The sequence below is a fragment of the Devosia sp. genome (genome assembly GCF_965229025.1).
Taxonomy (GTDB): domain Bacteria; phylum Pseudomonadota; class Alphaproteobacteria; order Rhizobiales; family Devosiaceae; genus Devosia_A.
Window position 1 is genome coordinate 2,930,281 of the sequence record NZ_OZ245853.1, and the last position, 20,705, is coordinate 2,950,985.

The following is a 20,705-nucleotide window of genomic DNA, read 5'->3' on the forward strand; positions in this document are numbered from 1 at the left end:
TGGGTTCAAGCGGGGTAGCCGGGGGCGGCGGCAATTGCAAGGCGGCAGAATTGCGGGATCATCCAGCCTTCTTGCTGGTCTTGTTGTCTGGATTGTTTTCAGTGTCGGCGATGTATCTCCGCAAGGCCCCATTGATGTCGCTCTGGTAGCCCTTGCCCTCGGGCGCCCGGCGCCGGAACCAGTCGATGATGTCGCCATCCAGCCGCAGAGTGATCTGGTGCTTCACGGCGCGATACATTGATCCGCGCACTGCAGTTTTGAAGAACTCATCGCCAGCCTTGGGAATGTCAGAAAAGTCGATCTTTTCGTCAGACACATCGGCGAGCGCGTCAAGGCGCGCAGCTTGCTCGGCGGTCAGCGGCTTGCGGACGTGTCGCACAATCTGCTCGTTCTCATCGGCCATAGCGCGCACGTTCCTCTCTCGAAGCGACCCGGGCAGAGATAATTCGTACACTCGTCTTGTCGAGGTTGCCCGATCTTATGGTGTAGGCGACGAACAGCACGGTTCCGCGCACCCGTCCTATTGTTTGGTATCGAAGCTCACCCTCGAAGCGGGATCGTTCTGTTAGCTCGTGGGGATCGTCGAAAACCTCTACGACGTACTCAAACGCCAGCCCATGCTTGGCGAGGTTCGCCCGGTTCTTGTTTGCATCCCATTCAAATTCCACGCCCATCTCCGGAAGCGCGACAGAAATGTAACTACACTTTTGTAACTACACAAGATGCTTGACCATATAACGAGCCGATTCCTCGTAGCTCAACAGCTTGCCGTAGAGTTCAGGAACTTCGGCGACCATGAAGCCGTGACGCTCCCAAAAGGGGACCGACTTGTTGACCGCGACCAGTGTCATGGTCTGGTAGCCTTCAACGCTCGCGTGCTTGGTCAGTGCCTTGACGATCTTTGAGGCGGCGCCGATGCGGCGGGCGACGGGCAGCAGGGCGAGGTCGTGGAGATAATAGGTGTCGGCATCGGCAGGCAGGGTATTGAGCAACGAGTTCAGCGCCGGGAGGCTCCCGTAGCGCCAGGGGTGGCTCAGCACGTACCCGGTAGGCTTTTCGCCCAATTCAAGCAGGTAGCAGCCGTTGCGATAGAGGCGGTAGCGCTCGGCGAGCACATCGGGCGCCTCGAAGAAATCGGGATGCACCACATCGGCGATGGCCTGCACGGCGGGCAGGTCATAGTCGGTCATGGCCCGCCAGATGACGTCCTTGATGAGCATCGTGATGGTTTCCCCAAACCTCAATAAAAAGGCCCGCACCAGCGGCGCGAGCCTTTTGTTCACGTGATCGCCATTCGAGCATAGCTCTCATGGCTACCGAGAGACTGCCCTGACAGGCGCGCCATTCGAGCGTAGCTCTCATGGCCTTCTCGCCTCAGATCAGTCCACTGGACTGATCTGCCCTTTCGGGACGGCTCGAAGTCAGTTCTTCTCGCGGTCCTTGAGCGCGGCGCCCAGGATGTCGCCGAGCGAGGCACCCGAGTCCGACGAACCGTAGGCTGCCACGGCTTCCTTTTCCTCGGCGATTTCGAGCGCCTTGATGGAAAGGGAGATGCGGCCGGTCTTGCGATCGTACTGGGTGACGCGGGCGTCAACCTTTTCACCCTTGCTGAACCGCTCCGGACGCTGATCGTTACGATCGCGGGAGAGGTCGGCACGACGGATGAAGGCGCTCAGGTCGCTGTCAGCGATACGGACTTCGATGCCGCCATCGTTGACTTCGGTGACCGTGCCGGTGACCACAGCACCCTTGCGGACGCTGCCTTCAGGGGCTGCTGCTTCAGCGGAATCGGCCGTCGAGAGCTGCTTGATGCCGAGCGAGATGCGTTCCTTCTCGACATCGACGTCGAGAACCTTGGCCGAAACCATGTCGCCACGGTTGTATTCGTCCAGGGCCTGCTCGCCGGGCTTCTGCCAGTCGAGATCGGAAAGGTGCACCATGCCGTCCACATCGCCGTCGAGGCCGATGAACAGACCAAACTCGGTCTTGTTCTTGACTTCGCCTTCGATGGTGGCGCCGACGGGATACTTCTCAGCGAAGGTTTCCCACGGGTTGGCAAGCGTCTGCTTGAGGCCAAGCGAGATACGGCGCTTTTCGGGATCGACCTCGAGCACCATGACTTCCACTTCCTGGCTCGTCGAAACGATCTTGCCGGGGTGGACGTTCTTCTTGGTCCAGCTCATTTCGGAAACGTGGATCAGGCCTTCGATGCCCGGCTCCAGTTCGACGAATGCGCCGTAATCGGTGATGTTGGTCACGCGGCCGGTGAACTTGGCACCAACCGGGTACTTGGCGGCAATGCCATCCCACGGATCGGCCTGCAGCTGCTTCATGCCCAGCGAGATACGGTGGCTTTCGTGGTTGATGCGGACGATCTGCACCTTGATGGTTTCGCCGATCGACAGCACTTCGGACGGGTGATTGACCCGGCGCCATGCGATGTCGGTGACGTGCAGCAGACCATCGATGCCGCCGAGGTCAACGAATGCACCGTAATCGGTGATGTTCTTGACCACGCCGTCGACGACCTGACCTTCTTCAAGCTGCTGGACGATCTCGGAGCGCTGTTCTGCACGGCTCTCTTCGAGGATCGCACGGCGCGAGACAACGATGTTGCCGCGGCGCTTGTCCATCTTGAGGATCTGGAAGGGCTGGCTGACATTCATCAGCGGGCCGATGTCGCGGATCGGACGGATATCCACCTGCGAGCGCGGCAGGAAGGCAACGGCGCCTTCGAGGTCGACGGTGAAACCACCCTTGACCTGGTTGAAGATGATGCCATCGACGCGCTCGTTCTTGGCGTACATCTCTTCGAGCTTGACCCAGCTCTCTTCGCGGCGGGCCTTCTCGCGGCTGAGCACAGCCTCGCCAAGGGCGTTCTCGACACGGTCGACATAGACCTCGACGGTCGAACCCACCTTGATGGTGCCGTCACGGCCGGCCTGGCCGAATTCCTTGAGCGCGATGCGCCCTTCGGTCTTCAGGCCCACGTCGATGATGGCGAGATCTTTCTCGATCGCCACGACGGTGCCCTTGACCACAGTTCCTTCCAGGGGCTCGTTCTCGAGGAACGAGTCCATCAGCAGGGATTCGAAATCGTCTTTAGATACGGGTTGAACGGACAAACAGTCTCTCCAGTGCGCCGGATGTTGGGGTTGCGGTGCGGTTTGGTCCGAAGCGTCCAGTCCTCCTTGCAAAAGCAGGAAGACCCGGTGCGCGGGCGCTCGATTCCAAGGCATCGTAGAAATAGAGACCGGCCGCTATAGGAGCCGCATCTTCAAGGCACATGCCGCAAGGTTGGATTGAGAGCTAGAGCTCTGCCTTGCGCGCCACAGCCTCGTCGACAATTGCGACGGCAGCACGGAGTGCGGCCTCTATATCCAAACGCGTCGTATCGAGCAAGTGGGCGTCTTCAGCCTGATAGAAGCCGCCATGGGGGTTCGCCATGTCGCGGGCGTCCCGTTCCTCGATCTGGTGATAGAGCGCGTAGCGGTCAACCACCTGCCCACGCGCTTCGAGCTGGCGGGCCCGCCGCTCCATGCGCGCCTTGGAATCGGCGACGATGAAGAGCTTGGCATCTGCATCGGGGCAGACCACGGTTCCGATATCGCGCCCGTCGAGCACAGCACCGCCGGGCTGGTGGGCGAAATCGCGCTGGTATTGCCGCATGGCGAGGCGGACCTCGGCGATGACAGCAACGCGCGAGGCGAAGACGCCGGCTTCGGCGCTGGTCAGCGTTTCGATGTCTTTCAGATGGCCGGCATCGAGGGCCCGGGCGGCAACGATGGCTCGCGCCTCGAACTCCGGCCCATCGCCCAGATCTCGCACCGCCCAGCCGACGGCCCGGTAGAGCAGGCCCGTATCGAGGTGCGGCAGGCCATAATGCCGTGCGAGGCCGGCGGCCAGCGTGCCTTTGCCGGACGCAGCCGGACCATCCACAGCGATGATCAATCGCACCTCCAGGTGGCAGCGCCCGCCGATGTGATCGCCGGGCGCGGCGCGCAAACATTGATCTGTCCTATCATGGGCTTGGTCGGAGCGGCCAGCGCCACGCCGCGCAACCCCCAGCGATCACATCGGCGGGTGGCGCATTTTAGGTTTGACAGTGCTGTGCTTTCACCCTAACCGGACGGTTCCCTGCGGGAGGCCCCGCGTTCTGGAGCCATAAGCACGTCGGTTGCCCGAAGTGCGGCCCCAGGTCTCTGTTTTGTCGCGGGATCACACCGGAAAAGTCTGCAACTTTTCCTGATCCCGCTTTAATTGCGAGGAAGCAATTGGCCAAAGACGTCCGCGGTACCAAGCGCGAAGACCCCGATACCGGCAAGAAGTTCTACGATCTCAACAAGGATCCGATCGTCTCGCCCTATACGGGTAAATCCTACCCACGTTCCTTTTTCGACCTCAACGCCGTCGCCAAGGCGAAAGCCGGTGCCTCGCGCAACGAGGATGAAGAGGACGATGAGGTCGAGGTCGAGGAAGTGGTCGCTCCGGATGCTCCGGAAATCGTTTCGCTCGAGGATGCCGATGCCGAAGAGGCCGGCGTAGAAGGCGAAGAGATTCCTGATGTGGAAGGCGTCGAAGACGTCGAAGACATTGGTGAGGATGACGCTGACGTGTTCCTCGAAGAGGAAGACGAAGACGACGAAAACCTCGATTTCGACGTCGGCGGCGGCGACGAGCGCTAAGCGCTCCCGACGCTGAAAAAGGCCCTTGCATGATGAAGGCCTTGTGACTAGATAGCTCCGCGCTGCGACGGCACCCGCCGCAGTGCACATTCCCGGGGCACGATGCACTTCGCAATCGTGCCACCTGATGCGATCCCCTAGGGATCATTGATGGGGCTTTAGCTCAGCTGGGAGAGCGCTTGCATGGCATGCAAGAGGTCAGCGGTTCGATCCCGCTAAGCTCCACCAAATCTCACCTTCCATCATAGACCAGACGTCACTTCATCATCTTGCGCGACAGGTCTTGGCCTGCGTCCAGCAAGGTGTGACCATCCCGCGCTGCGTCTGTAGCGCGGCCGCGCGTCGCTCTTTCGGTGGACTGGACAATTTCCGGCTTGCCCGACATACCTCAGCCCATGAACACAACCGCACCCCTCCAGGCCTTCGCCGACGCGCTTGCGTCCTACCAAACCGAACGCGATGTCGGGCTGGCGCTGCATCAGCTTGCCGTTGCGACGGTCGGGGCGAAGCTCTTCACCATGACGGCCGACAATCCCAAGGGCGGCTATGTCCGGCGCGTCTATTCGAGCGACGAGACGGCCTATCCGGTGCTCGGCACGAAGCCGATCGTCTTCGATGAAAACTACCGCAAGATGACCGAGGAGCGCTTCGTCTACGTCGTCAATTCGGTGGAGGCGATGCGCGCGGATTTCCCCGACCTTGATCTCATCGTCTCGCTTGGCTGCGGTTCGGCCATCAACATGCCGATCGTCGCCGGCGGTGAAATGCTGGGCAGCGTCAACCTGCTCGATGCCGAGGGTTTCTACACGCTGGAACGGGTCGAGGCGGCGAAGCTGCTGGTTGTCCCGGCCATCGCATGCTTCCTGATCCTCAGGAGCCGCTTCACCATCTAGCCGGTTGCATGTGTGCGGTTTCGATGTTTTGATGTCCGCAGATAATTTGGACATCATCTTGTTTTTCCTTGGGTTTAGGGCTCGGTCGGCATGACCGGATACGTGCTGCAACGTCTTGGGCTCATGCTGGTGACGCTGTTTGCCATCATCACGCTGACCTTCTTTCTGATGCATGCCGTGCCCGGCGGCCCGTTCGTGTCCGACAAGATGATGGCGCCCGAAATCCAGGCGGCGCTCGATGCCAAGTTCCATCTCGATCAGCCGATTTGGGTGCAGTACCTGAGCTATCTCCAGGGTATCGCGACCCTCGATTTCGGGCCGTCCTTCAAATACCCAGGCATGAGCGTCAACGAGATGATCGCGCAGGGCCTGCCGGTCACGGCGCAGGTCGGGGTCCTCGCATTTCTCTGCGTCATCGCGCTGGGTGTGCCATTCGGGGTGGTGGCGGCGCTCAACCGCAATTGCTGGCCCGATACGCTGGTGATGGTGGTCGCGACCATCGGCGTCGCCGTGCCGTCCTATGTGGTCGCCACCATGGCGCTTTATCTCTTCGCGCTGCGGCTCGGCTGGGTGCCGACCTTTGGCGTCGATGACTGGCGGGGCTATTTCCTGCCGGTCTTCGCGCTCTCGGGCTTCTGGATCTCGTTCGTGGCACGGCTGGCGCGCTCGAGTTTGCTCGAAACGTTGCAGCAGGACTACATGACGACCGCCAAGGCCAAGGGCCTGATGCCCGGGCAGATCCTCTTCAAGCACGGCCTCCGCAACTCGCTGATCCCGGTGGTTACGGTGCTCGGCCCGGTGGCCGCCAACCTTCTCACCGGCTCGTTCGTCATCGAACAGATCTTCGCCCTGCCCGGCATTGGCCGGCACTTCGTGCTGTCGATCACCAATCGCGACTACACCGCGATCATGGGGATCACCATCTTTTACGCAGCGATCCTTATGGTGATGATCTTCATCGTCGACATGCTCTATCTCGTGCTCGATCCGCGCATCAAATACGGGGCGCAGGCACGATGAGCGAGATCGAGATCAGCCCGGCCATGTGGGCTCCCGCGATCCAGCAGGCGGGCGCCGCCGAGGTGATCGCCGCACCCAGCCTCACCTATTGGCAGGATGTGCGGCAGCGTCTCTCTGCCAACAAGCTCGCCATGTGCGGGCTGGCGTTCATTGTGCTGCTGGTACTGGCAGCGATTTTCGGGCCGTTTGTCTACGGCCACAACTATTACGAGCAGGACCTTAAACACGCCAATGTGCCGCCGGCTTTCCCGACCTATTCTGTGCCGCAGACCGATGGCAGCACCGCCCGGTTCTTCTTCAACACAAGCAGCCAGAACCTTTATGCCATCGGCCCCGACGGCGCCATGGGCGACCTCGTTCGCGCGACCAAGAAAGACCTGATGAAGAAGACGCAGATCTTCAAGATCGGCGACCGGCAGGTCAGCATCGATACCTCGAAGGGCAAGATCACGCTCGAGGACGGCACCGAACTCGTGTCAGGCGGCTGGCAGTGGAACTCGATCAATCCGCTGGGCACTGACCAGCTCGGCCGCGACGTGCTGGCCCGCCAGCTCTATGGCGCGCGCATTTCGCTGACGGTGGCGCTGGTCGCGACGCTAGTGAATTTTTTCATCGGCGTCTTCTACGGCGGGCTTGCCGGCTATCTCGGCGGCAAGACCGATACGGTGATGATGCGCGTCGTCGAGATCATCTCGACCATTCCGCTGACACTCTACGTCATCCTCATCATGGTGGTACTGACCTCGGGCTTTGCGGCGGTGATCCTTGCCATCGGCTCGGTCTATTGGGTCGACATGGCACGGATCGTTCGCGGCCAGATCCTGACGCTGAAGCAGCAGGATTATGTTGCCGCGGCGCGCACCATGGGGGCGACGACGCCCCGCATCCTCGTCCGGCATCTCTTGCCCAATGCGATCGGCCCGATCCTCGTGACGCTGACCATGCTGATCCCGAGCGCCATCTTCATCGAGAGCTTCATGAGCTTCATCGGCCTCGGCGTCACCCCGCCGGAAGCCAGCTGGGGCACGCTGACCAGCGAAGCTGTGGAGACGCTGCGCGCTTACCCCTACCAGCTGTTCTTTCCCGCTGCCGCAATCAGCCTCACCATGTTCGCCTTCAACTTTCTCGGCGATGGCCTCCGCGATGCGCTCGATCCCAGGATGCGGACGTGAGTGCGGACATGACCCTGCTTGAGGTCGCCGATCTCCGCACCAGCTTTTTCACCTCGCGCGGCGAGGTGCAGGCGGTGCGTGACGTCTCGTTTTCTATCGCACCGGGTGAAACGCTGGGCATTGTCGGCGAGAGCGGCTCGGGCAAGTCGATCACGTGCATGTCGATCCTGCGCCTCCTCAAGGGCACCGGCCGGGTGCTGGGCGGCTCGGCGCTGTTCGAAGGGCGCGATCTGCTCAAGCTCGAAGAAGACGAGCTGCGCGAGTTGCGCGGCAACGATATCGCCGTGATCTTCCAGGACCCGATGACCTCGCTCAATCCGACGCTGACCGTCGGCGAACAAGTGATCGAGACGGTGATGCGGCACCGCAAGGTGTCCCGTGCCGAGGCCCGAGCCCGCGCGATCGAGCTCTTCCAGCTGGTGCGGATTCCCTCGGGCGAAAGCCGGTTGCGCTCCTATCCGCATGAGTTCTCGGGCGGCATGCGGCAGCGCGTGATGATCGCCATGGCGCTGGCGTGCGATCCGAAGCTGCTGATTGCAGACGAGCCGACCACGGCGCTCGACGTCACTATCCAGCGCCAGATTTTGGCGCTGTTGAAGGAACTGCAAACCCGGCTCGGCATGGCGGTGATCCTCATCACCCACGACCTCGGCGTGATCGCCGAAGTTACCGACCGCGTCGTCGTCATGTATGGCGGCATGGTGATGGAGGAGGGCCAGGTGCGCGACCTCTTCGCCCACCCCAAGCACCCCTATACGCGCGGGCTCCTCGCCTCGATCCCCGATCTCCGCGAGGAGGCGCACCACCGGCTGCTGCCGATCCCTGGCTCGCCGCCCGATATGCTGAAGCCGCCCCCTGGCTGCCCTTTTGCGCCCCGCTGTCCGCACGCCATGGTGCAATGCAGCGCGGCGATACCGCCGCTGTTCGAGCCTGCGCCTGGCCAGCGCGCGCGCTGCTGGCTGCATCACCCGGACGCCCCGAAGGTCGAGACCATCAACCGGCCGATCGAGGCTGTCGCATGACGCCGCTGCTTGAACTCAGAAACCTCACCAAGCATTTCACCATGGGCGGCGACATCCTGAGCCGCAACAAGGCCGTGCTGCGCGCGGTCGACGGCGTCGATCTCGCCATTGCGCGCGGTGAAACACTCGGCCTCGTCGGCGAAAGCGGCTGCGGCAAATCCACCCTCGCCCGGACCCTGATCCGGCTCTATCGCCCCACCAGCGGCGAGATGCTGTTTGATGGCGACGACATAGCCGATCTCACCGAGCAGCAGCTGCGCCCCTATCGGCGCCGCATGCAGATGATCTTTCAGGACCCCTATGCCTCGCTCAACGGCCGGATGACGGTGCGCGACCTGATCGTCGAGCCGCTGGAAATTGCCGGCATCGGGGACGCCGCATCGCGCCACGCCCGGGTCAACGAGCTGCTCGGCCGCGTCGGCCTCAACCCCGATCACGCCACCCGCTTTCCGCACGAATTCTCGGGGGGCCAGCGCCAGCGCATCGGCATCGCGCGGGCCATCGCGCTCAACCCGGATCTCGTGATCTGCGACGAGCCGATCTCGGCGCTCGATGTCTCGATCCAGGCGCAGATCGTCAACATGCTCGAGGACCTGCAGAACGAGCTGGGGTTGACGTACCTGTTCATCACGCATGACCTGTCGATGGTGCGCCACATCGCCGACCGGATCGGGGTGATGTACCTGGGCAAGATCGTTGAGTTGTCGCCCTCTGACGCGCTCTATCGCCAGCCCGCGCACCCCTACACCAAGGCGCTGCTGGCCTCGATTCCGGTCGCCGACCCGAGCGCCCGCCGCGAAACCGCGCCGCTCGCGGGCGAGATCCCAAGCCCGCTCGCGATCCCCTCAGGCTGCCGCTTCCGCACCCGTTGTCCGCTGGCGACAGAGCTCTGCGCCCAGACCGAACCGCCGCTCAAAGATATGGGCGAGGGCCATTTCGCCGCCTGTCATTATGCGGATAGAGTGATGTCAGGGGCGGCTCTGCCAGCTTGAAGCGGAGCGGCCCGCGACGACTATAAGAACGTCATGCAACGGCACCTCATGGGGGCTGAACTTAGGAGAAAATGTATGTTGAAGAGACTGTTGCCACTCACCGCCGCGGCACTGCTGCTCGGCGTGGCGCCTGTACTGGCCGCCGGTGAGGTGACCTATGTGGTCAACAATGAATCCGCCACTTACGATCCCAGCACCACGACGGAGACCTTCGCTCTGCCGGTGATCGGGGCGACGTTTGAAGGCCTTGTCAAATACGCGCCCGATGGCAGCGTGGTGCCGGCGCTGGCCGAAAAGTGGGAGGTCAGCGAAGACGGCCTCACTTACACGTTCCACCTGCGCGCTGACGCCAAGTGGTCGGACGGCAAGCCTGTCACTGCTGGTGATTTCGTCTACGCCTGGAAGCGCGTCCTGACCCCGGCTGCTGGCGCAAAGAATGCACCCGTCCTCTACGCGCTTGCCGGCGCCGAGGACTATTACAAGGACCAGACCAAGGACAACCTCGCGGTCAAGGCGATCGACGATCAGACCCTTCAATTCACGCTGAAGACGCGCCTTGCCTATATGCTGCAGCTGCTGCCGTTTTCGGTGTTCGACCCGGCGCGCCAGGATATCGTCGATGCCAACCCGGAAGGCTGGACCCGCGATCCCAAGACCTATATCGGCACCGGCCCGTTCCGCGTCACCGAGTTCAATTTCGGCAAGTCAACGGTGCTTGAAAAGAACCCGAACTACTACAACGCCGCTGCCGTCAGCCTCGACAAGCTGACCTTCCGCCTCGTGCCCGATCCCGCAACCGCGCTCGCTGCCTATGAGGCCGGTGATGTCGATGGCATCGAGGCCGTGCCCGGCCCGGAAATTCCGCGCCTTTCCTCGGCTGATGGCAATGGCTTCCTCGTCGTGCCGGCGCTGGGCACCACCTATGCCTTCTTCAACCCCAACCAGAAGCCGCTCGACGACGTCCGCGTCCGCAAGGCGCTGTCGGAGGCGATCGACCGCCAGAACATCATCGACTTCGTGCTGCAGACGGCCGACCAGCCGGCCCTGGGCCTCGTGCCGCCCGGCATCAATGTCGATGGCGAAGACTTCCGCACCGGGACCTCGGAGTTCGGCCTTGCGCCGACCGCTGAAGTCGATGATGCCAAGACGCTCCTTGCGGATGCCGGCTATCCGGACGGCAAGGGTTTCCCCGAAACCGTGTTCATGACCTACACGTCACCGCCGGTCGAAAAGACGCTGGAAGCGATCCAGCAGATGTGGAAGCAGAACCTCAACATCGACGTAAAGATCCAGGCCTCTGAATGGCAGGTCTACTATCCGGAAGTGCAGAAGCAGCAGTTCCAGATCGCGCAGATGGGCTGGGGCGCCGACTACCCGCACCCGATGACCTTCCTCGACAACTTCACATCCGACAGTGCCAACAACCTCGCCGGTTGGAAGAACGCCGATTACGACAAGCTGATCACCGACGCCAAGACCACCAACGATCCCAAGGCCTCGCTCGACGACATGCGCAAGGCCGAGGCGCTGGTGATGGACAACATGGTCATCCTGCCGCTCTACTACCGGAACAACTACATGATGATGAAGCCCTACGTGAAAGGCTTCTGGCGCTCACCGCTGAACCAGCCTTATTTCGACGCGGTCACCGTCGAAAAGTAAGCGCTTCCTCAAAGCTTCAAAGGCCCGGGTTCCGCCCGGGCCTTTCATTTGAGGCTGGCTGCCTCGCCTGCCGTTTCATGCCAGAAGGGTGTGGGTGCTACCATGGTCGAAGAAGGGGACACGATTGCCTGAACTCCTGATCCACTGCGGTCTGCACAAGACCGGCACGACGGCATTGCAGAATTTCCTGTTCGCAAATGTCGAAGTGCTCGCAGGACTGGGGATCAGCTACCCGCGAGCCGGCATCCCCGCTGCATACGGGCTCACTGGTCACCACAACCTCGCCTGGTGGCTGGGGCGGGACCGCCGCTACATGTCGGATGTCGGCGAGTTCGATGCGCTGTTCAAAGAGATCGACGGCTTCACCGGCCGCACGGTGCTGCTGTCGAGCGAGGATTTCGAGAATTCGCTGCTGCATCCGGCGCGCTGGACGGGCGTGGCAGCCCGTGCGGCGAGCCTCGGTTTTTCGGTTCGGTTCCTCGTCTACACCCGCAATGTCACTGACCACCTCGAGTCAGTATTCCTGCAAAAGCTCCGCAGCGGTTTTGGCGATGAGTTTTCGCAGGTGGCGCGAACTGTGGTGGAAACGGGGAACCTCCGCTCCAAGGAATGGCAGGCGTGCTTTGATGCTCGCGCCATTGCTAAGTCGCTGGCGCAGGTGCCCGGCACCGAACTGAGTTTTCGCGATTATGAGAGTCTCGTCGGCGGATCGACGATCGCCGACTTCTGCGCCTTCATGGGCCTCGACCATGTCACCTGGCAGGCGCCGATGGATGCCCGCGTCAATCCCCGCAACCCAATCGAGACGTCGCTGGTGCTGTTCCTGCTCAATCGTGACGGGACCTTGTCGCAACGACAGTCTGAAGTGGACGCGTTCGTGCGGGCGCAGTTCGCGGGCAAGGCGGCTCGGCTCGTGACCCCGCCTCGCCTCAGGCAGGTGATGGAGGAGCGCCTCATGGGCAAAGCCAGCGCGCCGCGAGCAAGCGCGGCCGGGGACCTGAACATTGCAAGGGTATTTTCCTTCGAAACCCAGGTGATGTTCAGGGAGAGCTTTGCCATCGCCCACTCGGATGCGCCGCCCCAGCAGCGCTCGCGCCAGGTCGCGGCGCGCATGGCCCAGTGGTGGGCATGGGCCGCCGATACAGCCTGAGTTCTGGCCGGCGCCTCAGCCGAAGATCCGGCGGAACAGGATGGCAATGCCGCCCAGCAGGATGCCGCCGCAAAGGATGGCTGCACCAAGGGCGGGGCCGAACATGCTCTCGGCGTCCTTGTCCGGCTTGGTGACGCTACGGGCCGGCTGGTCATAGGAGAGCAGCAGATTGGCCACCCCGGAGCCTTCAGGAGCGGAGGTCAGCGCGGCAGGTAGTTTGAACGTGCCGGTCGGGGCCGGCACGGCGACCTCCACCTTTGGCGCCGGCGCTTGAGCCTCCGCGCTGCCGACTTCGGCCACGGTAGTCGCAAGCCGCGCCGCCGAATTGTCGGTAGCGGGCGCGGCGGATGTGTCAGCGGCGAGAGAAGGCGGTATCGGCTGCTGCGCCGTCGCCACTTCGAGGTCGCCGCCGAGCCGGATGCTTGCGGTTTCGTCGGTGCTGACCAGCGTGGTCTTGCCGGTCTCCAGCGCCTCGACCCCCACGGTGCCACGCGTCACCCGAACCGACGCGGTAGCGCCGGTCGACTGGACGATGAAATGGGTACCCTTGACCACGGCCGCGAGCAGTGGCGTCTTGACCTCGAAATGTTCAAACGGCTGCACCGTCACTTCCGCTTCGACGGTGCCATAGGCCTGACTGACCGTGGTGAACGGCTCGGCCGTACTCTCGGTGATGGCGACCTGGGTAGCAGGGCCGAGGCTGAGCAGGTCCGTGTCACGCCGCAGATCGACTTGCCCGTCGGCGAGGGTTCGCACCGGGCGCCCATCAGGGACGATATCGTCGCGCTGAAGCGGTAGCCACTGGTCATTTACCGACTGTTCGACGACGCCAGTAACGCGCGTCGCCTGCCAATCCGCCGCGTGGGCGGGCAGGACGGACAAGATCAGGGCGATGCCAACGATCCGCAGATTGGGCATGGAACCCACCGGTTTTTGCGCTGGGGAGTCTAGGCCGCCAGGGTGAATGGACCGCTAACAGCGTCGGGCAATCGGCTGATGGCTTGACTTGCTGGCCGCCCCACAGATATCTGCGCGTCCCGCTCCGGTTAGCTCCGCTGCCAGGCGGGCTCGCAAAGCCGCAGCCGCACAAGCGGCGCCAGATTTCACCCCGCGTTCGGCGCACGGAGACCCCGGCAATGCAGACCCATTGCGGCATGGATTTTGGCACCTCTAACTCCACCGTTGCAGTTGCCGGCGGCAATGGCGCGCCGCGCCTCCTCGCACTTGAGGACGGCAAGCCGACTATCCCCTCGGCGCTGTTCTTTTCATTCGAGGCCGACAATACGTTCTTCGGCCGGGCAGCGGTCAGCGAGTATGTGACGGGCGCCGATGGGCGCCTGATGCGCTCGATCAAGAGCGTCCTCGGCACGTCACTGTTCGCCGACTCGACCCGGGTCAAGCGCCAGGTCTGGCCGTTTTCCGCCATTCTGGGGCTGTTCATTGCCGAACTGAAGCGGCGCGCTGAACTCGAACTGGGGCAGCCGATCGAAGCGGTGGTTTGCGGGCGCCCGGTACAGTTCGTCGACGATGATCCCAAGGCCGATGCCGAAGCACAGCGCCAGCTTGAAGGGGCGGTGCGGGCGCAGGGCTACCGCCATGTCGAGTTCCAGTTCGAGCCGATCGCCGCCGCCCTCGACTACGAGCAGCAGGTGGCGAAGGAAGAACTGGCACTGGTTGCCGATATCGGCGGCGGCACCTCGGACTTTACCGTGATCCGGCTGTCGCCCGAACGGGCCCGCGCCGTCGACCGGAAAGCCGATATTCTCGCCACGGCAGGCGTCCACATTGGCGGCACCGATTTCGACCGGCTGCTGTCGCTCAAAAAGGTGATGCCGCTCCTGGGCTATGGCAGCGAGACCGCCGACGGCAAGCGCCCCCTGCCCTCGGGCCCCTATTATGATTTTGCCACCTGGCACCGGATCAACCGGCTCTATAACCCCAAGCTCCTTACTGAGCTGCGCTCGACCTGCAAGGAGGCGCGCCACCCCGATCTCGTCAGCATGCTGATTGCGCTCGTCGAAGAGCGGCAAGGGCACCGGCTGGCAGGACGCGTCGAAGAGGCCAAGATCGCGCTGAGCGAGGTCGAGCACACGCTGTTCCGCTTTGCCGCGCGCGATGTCGACCTCAAAGCAGAAATTACCCGCACCATGCTGACCGAAGCGCTGGATGGCGCCACGCGATCGATTGCCCGCTCGATCGAGTTGACGCTCAAGGCGGCGGGCGTTCCGGGCTCGGCGATCGATACGCTGATCCTCACCGGCGGCTCGACCAAGGTGCCATCGGTCGCGGTCATGCTGCGTGAGATGTTCCCTTCGGCCAAGGCGGTCGAAACCGATGCCTTCGGCAGCGTCGGACTCGGCCTCGCCATCGATGCCTCACGGCGTTTCATCTAGTCTTTCGTGGCCCAAGACAGCACGACTGACAGCACTACTGCTGCAGAAAGCCATGACGCGGTAGCATCTGATTAACGCCTAAAAGCAGACTGCCTTGACCAAGTGATGGGCTCAAGACAGCTTCATACAGCGTCAAGCGTGCTGACATATATTCCGTGATGTCTCCGCATTTTGTCCCGACTGGCGACACTTTGTGGACCCAGGGATTGTTCGTTAAGCGCGTTGACGAGATCTGGCTGATCCGCGTGGTCCCCGACATTCGGTGGATCGTTCAGCAGCGTGGCGGGCCAGATACGTATCGACAACCTGCGTGACCACTGTCGGGCGGCAGTGCAGCGGCTTCATCAAATCAGGCGCGTCCCAGGCGAGGGCAGCGTGACGACCGACTGGATTTCGGCCTCCACCAGGAGACGGATTCCTCGGTTCAACGGCTCGTCCCAGTTGGGGACGCGTGGGGGTTTGACTATGGGGTTTGCTCGGCTGCGCCGGACGGACATCGGTACTGTTGTGTGGCATTGGCTCCTCGTGGTGTCTCTCGCGGTGGCGATGAGCACGGGGCTCAGGATTGCTGCAGACGATCCTGGCTTGCGCTGGCTGCTTGCGCTAGACGCCGTCCTGCCCCGCGAAAATCTATGGCTGTGGCACGTTATCGGCGCGCTCGGCTTTACGGCGGCGCTCTGTGGCTACGCCGCATACATCCTGCTGGCACGCCTCACGCAGAGGTCGCGTCTGGACCGGACGCGCCTGACGACACTGGCGCGCGCCGGTTCCGGACGCTGGGCGGCGCTCGGGGTGGTGGTTCTGTGGATCGCCTTCGGTGCGTTCGCCGTAGAGATCGCCAGCGGTTTGATGCTCTATCTGGGGCAGGCCGGTTGGGCACTGGTCCTCCACCGCAACGCCGTGTGGATCTGCCTCGCCTTCCCGCTGTTGCATGTGCTGATCCATGCCCTCTATGGCGGCGTCGCCCAGTTGCTGCGCATTGTGCTGCCTACGCGGCTGGTCGAGACTCCACCCGAACCTGACATTCTCGGGCTGTTGGCCGACCACATCCAGCTGGTGGACGAGATGCGGCGCGGTGTGGCGAGTGATCCCGCTCCTCTGACAGCGCCCGCATCACCTCAGGGCAAACCCCGAGCTCCGCTGGTCGCCTCTTTGCTGGTGGGATTGTTAACGTTGGCAGCAGGGGTTGCCTTCGATCGCAGCAGCGCTGTGGCGCTTGTTGTGCGGCCGATCGGGGAGCTCGGTGTCATGGAGCGGCCAGAGATTGACGGCGATATCTCAGACGCGATCTGGGTCAGCGCCCCACCCGTCAGCATTGTCACGACGGAAGGCGCCAATCTTGCGGGCACCGGCGAGTCGCGCGTCGAGGTCAGGGCGGTACACGATTTCGACAATCTCTACATGGCGATCACCTGGGACGACCCGACGCGCTCGCTCAAGCACCGTCCGCTGGTCAAGCGCGAGGACGGCTGGCATGTGGTGGAAACCGACCCCAACCCAGCCCGCGAGGATGTCTTCAACGAAGACAAATTCTCGATCCTCATCACCCAGCCCACGCTGCCGGTAATCGGGGCCGCCATTCACCTTGCCGCCAAGCCGCTCGCCGATGCGCCGGCAAGCGCATCTGGGCGTGGGCTCCACTATACAGCGCCAAACGGGCTCGCCGACGTCTGGGTCTGGCGGGCTTCGCATGGAGGCGCGGGCGGCCATATCGAGGACGCGCACTTTATCGGGCCAATGCGTCCCAGCCCGGCCCAGATCGCGGGCAATGAGCGCTACACTGGTGGCTTTGGCCTCGATGATGGCGACCCCTGCCACGCCGACAATATGCAGCCGGCAAATGGATCGGTGGTCACCCCGCTTCGCCTGCCCAAGGACATGGCGCATGCCATCGAAGAGCTGGGAGAGGTCTACGACAATGGGGACTTCAGCGAGGAGGAAGACACCAACTGGTGGCTGAGTGACACGGAGTCGCAACCCTACTCAACCACGGCCGATGCCAGCATTCCGCTCGGCGCCATCATTCCGGGCGTGCTGGTCTCGTGCACGCCGAGCGGCGACGTTGCCGACGTGCACGGCGTCGCCCGCTGGTCGGCCGGCCGCTGGACCCTGGAGCTCGCCGCCCCCCTCGCGACCGCGTCGCACGGGGACATTCCGATCGCCTCCGGCGACATGCTGTGGGTCGCGGTCTTTGATCATTCCGCTACCCACCATACCCACCACACCCGACCCCTGACCCTGGAGCTAAAGTGATGCCAAAACTGCATTCCATTACCGCAAACGGAACTACTTTCAGCGCGCGAAGCGGTGAGTTCCTGCTCGATTCCGCGCTCGCTCAAGGCATTGCGTTTCCGCACGATTGCCGCGCCGGACGTTGCGGCAGCTGCCTGACCAAGGTGGCACGCGGCTCGACATTGGGCGGCGCATCGATGCAGCGTGGCATGGTGCACGCGTGCCAGGCGCGCGTGTTTTCCGATCTCGATATCAGTTTTGAGCAGTTGCCACCGGTGCGTGCGGCCAATGGCGAGGTCACCTCACTGAAAGTGCGCTGTGCCGACGTGATCGAAGTGGGGATCAAGCTGGCCAACCCGATAGTGTTCCGTCCCGGGCAGTACTGCACCTTCAAGTTCCGCGGCTTTCCGGCGCGATCGTTCAGCCCGACGCTGCCGGCAGACGGTTCATCGACCACCGATGACATCACCCTGCATATCAAGCGGGTCCGCGATGGACGGGTGTCGATGGCGTTGGGTGAGGACATTCTTCAAGGTCACAAGGTGCGCGTTGAGGGGCCCTTTGGTGCCGCGTTCTTCAGGCCGGGTCGGTCCGGGCGCATGGTGCTGGTGGCCGGAGGAACCGGCTTTGCGCCCATCCTGTCCATCGCGTCCGCAGCGCTGCACGAAGATCACGCCCGGGAGATGGTGGTCGTAACAGGCGCCAGAACCGTGCCGTCCCTCTACATGGCGCGCGGGTTGGTGACGCTGCAGAGCTTTCCGGGCGTCAAGGTCATTGTTACCGCCAGCGAGGTCCCGCAGGGCCTCAGCATTGTGCGTACAGGCAGCCCCGATCAGCATACTCCCGACCTCAAGGCAGAAGACGTGGTGTATGCAGCGGGCGCCCCAGCCATGATCAAGCTGCTCGCAGCACGCGCCGACAGGGTTGGTGCCGAGTTTTACAGCGATCCGTTTGAGGCTAGCGGGAACGCACGCGATGTGGGGACCACGCAGCGACTGGCATGGCCAAATCCGGGTCCGCGTGCGCGGGCAAGCGCCGCCTGACGGGCAAGAAGAACTGGCTCGCCTCTGAGTATTGCGAGGCGAGCCAGCGAGTTGCCCAGGCCCCGGGCGGGGAACGCAGGCGCGGCGGTCCAACGAAGGCGACGTCAGATCCCGCAGGGTCCAGGAATGCTGAAGACCAGCCGACGAAGTCGAACCGTCAGCCTGTGCTCTGCAAAAAGTATGATTGTGGCCCCAGCGCGAATGCTACTCCAGCACAGGTGACAGGACGGGGACTTCGCCTGTCAGCTTTCCGTCAGCAGATGGTCAGGCGGCATCCGCTGCGCGGGCGGCGACGCCATCGATGTAGAGATCGACCAGCTCATGGGCCCGCTCCAGAGCCACAGTCCGACCCTCGCGCATCAGAGCCGTCGCCTTGGTGGGGAGCGTGGTACCGGAATCGAGTTCGACCAGCACGGCGTGCCACATGCTTGACCTGCTGATGCGTATGGCATGTCCGCGATATTGCTCGTCCACCGGCATCTCCAACCCGACTCCGTTTGTGCGACGGATAACGGTGCACTGTTCCCACACAATAAGGAACGGCGGCCCGATCACAACTGCAATGCAATGTGAATTGCGTGCACAAAGGGCGTAGCGGCCCGTGCCGGCTAGAGGAAGTCGTCGCGCCTCGGGGTGAAACTGTCGATCAGTTTGCCCGGTTCCAGTGCTTTTACGCCGTGAATCAGGCCGGATGGCACGATATAGGCGCCGCCGGCGGCGATCGTCTCGGTCATGCCGTCGATCGTCACCTCGAACACCCCGCTGGCCACATAGCTGGTCTGCACATGCGGATGGGAGTGCAGCGCGCCGATGCCGCCTTTTTCGAAGGTGAACTCGACCAGCATCAGTTCAGGCAGATCGAGGATGACGCGACGGCTAGAGCCATCGAGCTGAGTTACTTTTCCGTCCTCGGGCTGGGCAAAGACCTTAGGCATTTCTGTCCCTCACAACTTGTAGGCGCGCTTGGCGAGACCATAGGCGAGATCGTGCGCCACCTCATGCGCCTCGTCCTCCCCCAGCCGGTGTTCGGTCACAAGGCGGGCGAGGAAGGTGCAGTCGACGCGGCGGGCGACGTCATGGCGCGCCGGGATCGAGGGGAAGGCGCGGGTGTCGTCGTTGAAGCCGACGGTGTTGTAGAAACCGGCGGTCTCCGTCGCCATCTCGCGAAAGCGGCGCATGCCCTCGGGGCTATCGTGAAACCACCAGGGCGGCCCAAGGCGCAGGGCCGGATAGACGCCGGCGAGCGGGGCCAGTTCGCGCGAATAGACGGTCTCGTCGAGGGTAAAGAGGATGACTGTGAGGTCAGGGTTGGTGCCGACGGCATCTAGCAGCGGCTTCAGCGCAGCGACATAGTCGGTGCGTGTCGGGATATCGAACCCCTTGTCGCGGCCAAAACGGGCCAGCATCGAGGGGGAATGGTTGCGCCAGGCGCCGGGATGGATCTGCAGCACCAGACCATCGTCGACGCTCATCTTCGCCATTTCGGTCAGCATCTGGCCGCGGAACTGCGCGCGCTGGCGGGAATCGGCCTTTTCGGTGCGCACGTGATCGAAAAGCGCGGCCGCTTCCCCCGGGGGCAGGTTGGCGGTTTCAGCCGAAGGGTGGCCGTGGTCGGACGAGGTGGCGCCAAAGCTCTTGAAAAAAGCGCGGCGCTGGCGATGCGCATCGAGATAGCCCTGCCAGGTGCCGGTATCGGCGCCGCTGATCTCGGCCAGCCGGTCGAGATTTTTGGAAAAGCCCTCGAAATCGGGATCCACCACCGCGTCGGGCCGATAGGCAGGGACGACCCGGCCGCGCCAGCCGCTGTCGCGGATCATCTGGTGCCATTTGAGATCATCGAGCGCGCCATCTGTGGTCGAGATCACCTCGATGTTGAAGCGCTCGAACAGGGCCCGTGGGCGAAACTCATCGCGGGTCAGCTGGTCTGCAATGCGGTCGTAGATCGCATCGGCATTGTTGGGCGACAGCAGCTCGTCGATGCCGAACAGCGTCGATAACGTATGGTCGAACCACATGCGCGTCGGGGTGCCGCGGAAGAGGTAGTAATTCTCGGCAAACCGGCGCCAGATGACGCGCGGATCGGTCTCGACCGCGGCGCCGTCGGTGGTGGGCACGCCCAGCTCTTCCAGCCGGACGCCCTGCGAGAACAGCATGCGGAAGACATAGTGGTCGGGAACGATCAGCAGCCGCGCCGGGTCGGGGAAATTCTGGTTTTCGGCGTACCAGCGCGGATCGGTGTGGCCATGGGGAGAGACGATAGGCAGGTTCCGGACCCCGGCATAGAGCGCACGGGCAACGCCCCGCGCCTTGGGTTCGGCATCAAACAGGCGGTCATCATCGAGCAGTGGCATTGGTCACATCGTCCTTCCGAACCACTTGGTTACTTAGCCGCGGCGACGATGTCAAAGCTATGCCCATCTCCGCACTTGGCCGATGCCTGT

At 63.0% G+C, this 20,705-nt stretch carries 20 protein-coding genes and 1 tRNA gene; 12 read left to right on the plus strand and 9 right to left on the minus strand.

Annotated elements, in window-relative coordinates; translation table 11 throughout:
* Positions 1 to 58: 58 nt before the first annotated feature.
* The 5 genes from ACO06J_RS14210 to ACO06J_RS14230 form a co-directional block, all read right to left on the minus strand.
* Complete coding sequence (locus ACO06J_RS14210; protein ID WP_421761374.1) at positions 59 to 403, minus strand: BrnA antitoxin family protein; 345 nt, start codon at positions 401 to 403, stop codon at positions 59 to 61.
* Positions 393 to 668, minus strand: a complete 276-nt coding sequence (locus tag ACO06J_RS14215) for a BrnT family toxin (protein ID WP_421761375.1) — start codon at positions 666 to 668, stop codon at positions 393 to 395. The genes ACO06J_RS14210 and ACO06J_RS14215 overlap by 11 nt, the downstream gene beginning before the upstream one ends.
* 45 nt (positions 669 to 713) lie before the next feature.
* Positions 714 to 1,220: a GNAT family N-acetyltransferase gene (locus tag ACO06J_RS14220; protein ID WP_421761376.1), complete on the minus strand. Its 507-nt coding sequence runs from the start codon at positions 1,218 to 1,220 to the stop codon at positions 714 to 716.
* A 201-nt stretch (positions 1,221 to 1,421) separates the two neighbouring features.
* A complete protein-coding gene (gene rpsA / locus ACO06J_RS14225) occupies positions 1,422 to 3,125 on the minus strand; it encodes a 30S ribosomal protein S1 (protein WP_421761377.1) in 1,704 nt (567 codons plus the stop codon).
* Between the two features lie 184 nt (positions 3,126 to 3,309).
* The gene (locus ACO06J_RS14230; protein WP_421761378.1) at positions 3,310 to 3,951 is read right to left on the minus strand and encodes a (d)CMP kinase; all 642 of its coding nucleotides are present in this window, start codon (positions 3,949 to 3,951) and stop codon (positions 3,310 to 3,312) included.
* 323 nt (positions 3,952 to 4,274) lie between these two features.
* Between ACO06J_RS14230 and ACO06J_RS14235 the strand changes: the two genes are divergently transcribed.
* The 9 genes from ACO06J_RS14235 to ACO06J_RS14275 all read left to right on the plus strand — a co-directional run bounded on the left by ACO06J_RS14235 (position 4,275) and on the right by ACO06J_RS14275 (position 12,596).
* Positions 4,275 to 4,685: a TIGR02300 family protein gene (locus tag ACO06J_RS14235; protein WP_421761379.1), complete on the plus strand. Its 411-nt coding sequence runs from the start codon at positions 4,275 to 4,277 to the stop codon at positions 4,683 to 4,685.
* Positions 4,686 to 4,837: 152 nt separating this feature from the next.
* A tRNA-Ala gene (locus ACO06J_RS14240) sits at positions 4,838 to 4,913 on the plus strand.
* Positions 4,914 to 5,080: 167 nt separating this feature from the next.
* Positions 5,081 to 5,578, plus strand: coding sequence for a GAF domain-containing protein (locus ACO06J_RS14245; protein WP_421761380.1), 498 nt, complete (start codon positions 5,081 to 5,083; stop codon positions 5,576 to 5,578).
* A gap of 90 nt (positions 5,579 to 5,668) precedes the next feature.
* Positions 5,669 to 6,598, plus strand: coding sequence for an ABC transporter permease (locus ACO06J_RS14250; RefSeq protein WP_421761381.1), 930 nt, complete (start codon positions 5,669 to 5,671; stop codon positions 6,596 to 6,598).
* Positions 6,595 to 7,770, plus strand: a complete 1,176-nt coding sequence (locus ACO06J_RS14255; protein ID WP_421761382.1) for an ABC transporter permease — start codon at positions 6,595 to 6,597, stop codon at positions 7,768 to 7,770. Before ACO06J_RS14250 ends, ACO06J_RS14255 begins: the two co-directional genes overlap by 4 nt.
* An 8-nt stretch (positions 7,771 to 7,778) precedes the next feature.
* On the plus strand, positions 7,779 to 8,792 hold the full coding sequence (locus ACO06J_RS14260) for an ABC transporter ATP-binding protein (protein ID WP_421761383.1): 1,014 nt from the start codon (positions 7,779 to 7,781) through the stop codon (positions 8,790 to 8,792).
* Positions 8,789 to 9,784: an ABC transporter ATP-binding protein gene (locus ACO06J_RS14265; RefSeq protein WP_421761384.1), complete on the plus strand. Its 996-nt coding sequence runs from the start codon at positions 8,789 to 8,791 to the stop codon at positions 9,782 to 9,784. The genes ACO06J_RS14260 and ACO06J_RS14265 overlap by 4 nt, the downstream gene beginning before the upstream one ends.
* Positions 9,785 to 9,859: 75 nt before the next feature.
* Entirely contained in the window at positions 9,860 to 11,446 is a 1,587-nt protein-coding gene (locus tag ACO06J_RS14270; RefSeq protein ID WP_421761385.1) for a peptide ABC transporter substrate-binding protein, read from the plus strand.
* Positions 11,447 to 11,570: 124 nt separating this feature from the next.
* Positions 11,571 to 12,596, plus strand: a complete 1,026-nt coding sequence (locus ACO06J_RS14275; RefSeq protein WP_421761386.1) for a hypothetical protein — start codon at positions 11,571 to 11,573, stop codon at positions 12,594 to 12,596.
* 15 nt (positions 12,597 to 12,611) lie between these two features.
* Here ACO06J_RS14275 and ACO06J_RS14280 read toward each other — a convergent pair whose 3' ends face one another.
* Positions 12,612 to 13,514, minus strand: a complete 903-nt coding sequence (locus tag ACO06J_RS14280; protein WP_421761387.1) for a FecR domain-containing protein — start codon at positions 13,512 to 13,514, stop codon at positions 12,612 to 12,614.
* Between the two features lie 218 nt (positions 13,515 to 13,732).
* Between ACO06J_RS14280 and ACO06J_RS14285 the strand changes: the two genes are divergently transcribed.
* The 3 genes from ACO06J_RS14285 (at position 13,733) to ACO06J_RS14295 (ending at position 18,264) form a co-directional block, all read left to right on the plus strand.
* Positions 13,733 to 14,989, plus strand: coding sequence for an Hsp70 family protein (locus ACO06J_RS14285; RefSeq protein WP_421761388.1), 1,257 nt, complete (start codon positions 13,733 to 13,735; stop codon positions 14,987 to 14,989).
* A 465-nt stretch (positions 14,990 to 15,454) separates the two neighbouring features.
* Positions 15,455 to 17,242 (plus strand): ethylbenzene dehydrogenase-related protein, encoded by a 1,788-nt coding sequence (locus ACO06J_RS14290; protein WP_421761389.1) that lies wholly within the window; start codon positions 15,455 to 15,457, stop codon positions 17,240 to 17,242.
* Positions 17,242 to 18,264 (plus strand): 2Fe-2S iron-sulfur cluster-binding protein, encoded by a 1,023-nt coding sequence (locus ACO06J_RS14295; RefSeq protein WP_421761390.1) that lies wholly within the window; start codon positions 17,242 to 17,244, stop codon positions 18,262 to 18,264. Before ACO06J_RS14290 ends, ACO06J_RS14295 begins: the two co-directional genes overlap by 1 nt.
* Positions 18,265 to 18,528: 264 nt before the next feature.
* On the opposite strand, the gene ACO06J_RS14300 is transcribed toward ACO06J_RS14295, so the two are convergent.
* The 3 genes from ACO06J_RS14300 to uxaC form a co-directional block, all read right to left on the minus strand.
* Positions 18,529 to 18,690 carry a hypothetical protein gene (locus tag ACO06J_RS14300; RefSeq protein WP_421761391.1) on the minus strand — a complete coding sequence of 54 codons (162 nt, stop codon included), beginning with the start codon at positions 18,688 to 18,690 and terminating at the stop codon, positions 18,529 to 18,531.
* A gap of 182 nt (positions 18,691 to 18,872) precedes the next feature.
* Entirely contained in the window at positions 18,873 to 19,199 is a 327-nt protein-coding gene (locus ACO06J_RS14305) for a cupin domain-containing protein (RefSeq protein ID WP_421761392.1), read from the minus strand.
* 9 nt (positions 19,200 to 19,208) lie between these two features.
* Complete coding sequence (gene uxaC, locus ACO06J_RS14310) at positions 19,209 to 20,615, minus strand: glucuronate isomerase (protein WP_421761393.1); 1,407 nt, start codon at positions 20,613 to 20,615, stop codon at positions 19,209 to 19,211.
* Between the last annotated feature and the right edge of the window lie 90 nt (positions 20,616 to 20,705).

Excerpts from the sequence above, each read along its gene's own strand:
- ACO06J_RS14210 (WP_421761374.1), bottom strand. The coding sequence starts at position 403 with ATGGCCGATGAGAACGAGCAGATTGTGCGACACGTCCGCAAGCCGCTG.
- ACO06J_RS14220 (WP_421761376.1), bottom strand. The coding sequence starts at position 1,220 with ATGCTCATCAAGGACGTCATCTGGCGGGCCATGACCGACTATGACCTG.
- ACO06J_RS14245 (WP_421761380.1), top strand. The coding sequence starts at position 5,081 with ATGAACACAACCGCACCCCTCCAGGCCTTCGCCGACGCGCTTGCGTCC.
- ACO06J_RS14250 (WP_421761381.1), top strand. The coding sequence starts at position 5,669 with ATGACCGGATACGTGCTGCAACGTCTTGGGCTCATGCTGGTGACGCTG.
- ACO06J_RS14255 (WP_421761382.1), top strand. The coding sequence starts at position 6,595 with ATGAGCGAGATCGAGATCAGCCCGGCCATGTGGGCTCCCGCGATCCAG.
- ACO06J_RS14260 (WP_421761383.1), top strand. The coding sequence starts at position 7,779 with ATGACCCTGCTTGAGGTCGCCGATCTCCGCACCAGCTTTTTCACCTCG.
- ACO06J_RS14265 (WP_421761384.1), top strand. The coding sequence starts at position 8,789 with ATGACGCCGCTGCTTGAACTCAGAAACCTCACCAAGCATTTCACCATG.
- ACO06J_RS14270 (WP_421761385.1), top strand. The coding sequence starts at position 9,860 with ATGTTGAAGAGACTGTTGCCACTCACCGCCGCGGCACTGCTGCTCGGC.
- ACO06J_RS14280 (WP_421761387.1), bottom strand. The coding sequence starts at position 13,514 with ATGCCCAATCTGCGGATCGTTGGCATCGCCCTGATCTTGTCCGTCCTG.
- ACO06J_RS14285 (WP_421761388.1), top strand. The coding sequence starts at position 13,733 with ATGCAGACCCATTGCGGCATGGATTTTGGCACCTCTAACTCCACCGTT.
- ACO06J_RS14290 (WP_421761389.1), top strand. The coding sequence starts at position 15,455 with ATGGGGTTTGCTCGGCTGCGCCGGACGGACATCGGTACTGTTGTGTGG.
- ACO06J_RS14295 (WP_421761390.1), top strand. The coding sequence starts at position 17,242 with ATGCCAAAACTGCATTCCATTACCGCAAACGGAACTACTTTCAGCGCG.
- ACO06J_RS14300 (WP_421761391.1), bottom strand. The coding sequence starts at position 18,690 with ATGTGGCACGCCGTGCTGGTCGAACTCGATTCCGGTACCACGCTCCCC.
- ACO06J_RS14305 (WP_421761392.1), bottom strand. The coding sequence starts at position 19,199 with ATGCCTAAGGTCTTTGCCCAGCCCGAGGACGGAAAAGTAACTCAGCTC.
- uxaC (WP_421761393.1), bottom strand. The coding sequence starts at position 20,615 with ATGCCACTGCTCGATGATGACCGCCTGTTTGATGCCGAACCCAAGGCG.